Below are 1,399 nucleotides of genomic sequence, written 5' to 3'. Positions count from 1 at the left end.
AGTCTCAACGTACAGAATACTAACCGAGCGCCTGTCATCAATACGATGAGCTTAAATGATGGGCTAGAGAATACACCCTATAGCTATAGCTTGGATGCTGTTGACCCCGATAACAATCAGCTTACCTACACGCTACAAAGTGCGCCTCTTGGCATGAGCATCAATTCAAGTGGCCTAATTCAATGGGTACCTAGCTATGATGAAGCTGGTATTCACTCTGTCACAATCACTGTTAGTGACACGGACGGGTTAAGTGCTAGTAAATCATTTAGTTTGAATATTGTTAACGTGAATAGAGCGCCTATTGCACAGGCTCAGAACCTAAGCTCTGATGAAGATACAAACTTACCAATTATTCTTTCTGGGCAGGATGATGACGGTGATGGAATCACTTTCAATCTGATCGGCTCGCCCTCAAACGGGACATTGGAAGGTATAGAACCGAGCTTCACTTATACTCCAAACGAAAATTTCTATGGTAGTGATACCTTGACCTTTAATGTCAACGATGGCCAAGAAGACTCGAACATCGCAACAATTACAATTAATGTGCTTGCCGTTAATGACGCGCCAGTAGCACAAAGCCAAACGCTCGAAACGATAGAAGATATGGTGCTTGCTATTACGCTAACTGGCTCAGACATAGACGGTGATACGCTAAGTTATCAAATTAACAATGCTCCAACTAATGGCACCTTATCGGGTGATTTGCCAAATATCACTTATACACCAAACCTGGATGTTGTCGGTGAAGATAGTTTTACCTATAGCGTAAGTGATAGCAGTCTTTCTTCAACGTCGGAAACGGTTTCGATTACGGTGACTAAGGCAAACCAAGCGCCCGTTATCACATCGGCGCCGATTAATTTTGTGTTGTCTGGAGATACCTGGACTTATGAACTTACTGCGACGGATGAAGATGGTGATCCGATTACGTTGTCAGCACCGTCACTTCCTGAGAATGCAACTTTTGATGCGCAGACTGGGTTAGCAAGTTGGTCAACTGAAGGGCTTACGCAGGGTGAGCATCAGTTTGTGTTTGCTGTGCAAGATAGTCATGGTGCTTCGGTGGAGCAGAGCGTGCGTGTTGATGTTATTCCTAACGAACGTACCACCACTCACGAAGGGACTGAGTTTAGATTTCCAGTCAGTATTAACTACTTTGAACCCGAAGATACGACTTATCATATCCATGTCGTTTCTAGGTTTGAGGGCACTGATGCAGTGATTAGTATTCCGGCCCTTGGTTTGAGCGAGCAGCTTACTTTGTCGGCAAATCAAATATCGTCAATCAGCATTTCGGGGACAGAGTTGTTTGAAGCGGGCCTGTTGGAAAAACAGTCGGTTCTTACAGATGGTGCAGTGCACGTCTCATCAAACAATAATATATCTGTTTATG

The 1,399-nt window shown here is 44.2% G+C and carries 1 protein-coding gene; it reads left to right on the top strand.

All coding sequences use genetic code 11. The annotated features are described in order from the left end of the window. A partial coding sequence (locus tag A3761_RS17280) for an Ig-like domain-containing protein (protein ID WP_156491919.1) occupies positions 1-1,399 on the top strand: 1,399 nt, incomplete at both ends.

Source organism: Oleiphilus sp. HI0123, from assembly GCF_001635315.1.
The sequence above is the reverse complement of the archived record's forward strand: the minus strand, read 5'-3'. Positions and strand labels throughout refer to the sequence as shown.